Here is a 328-nt window from a genome sequence, read left to right as displayed (position 1 = left end):
CATGACTGGGGTGAAGTCGTAACAAGGTAACCGTAGGGGAACCTGCGGTTGGATCACCTCCTTACCTTAAAGAACCTGCCTTTGCAGTGCTCACACAGATTGTCTGATGAATGATGAACTTCTGAATGTACTCTTGAGTGCATTAAGAAGTTTTGCTCTTTAAAAATCTGGATCAAGCTGAAAATTGAAACGACACGCCGTGTCTGCTCTCCGTAATAAGAGCAGATGAAGGTGTGTCCGAGTCTCTCAAATTTTCGCAATCAGAAGTGAAACAGCTTCGGGTTGTGAGGTTAAGCGACTAAGCGTACACGGTGGATGCCTAGGCAGT

The 328-nt window shown here is 45.7% G+C and carries 1 rRNA gene; it reads left to right on the top strand.

Going from position 1 to position 328, the window contains the following annotated elements:
- Nucleotides 1-64 (top strand): 16S ribosomal RNA (locus WFO70_RS22340); the annotation flags it as partial.
- Nucleotides 65-328: the final 264 nt, after the last annotated feature.

The sequence above is a fragment of the Leclercia sp. AS011 genome (assembly GCF_037152535.1).
In the GTDB taxonomy this organism is placed as follows: domain Bacteria; phylum Pseudomonadota; class Gammaproteobacteria; order Enterobacterales; family Enterobacteriaceae; genus Enterobacter.
This window is presented reverse-complemented; position numbering and strand designations above follow the sequence as displayed.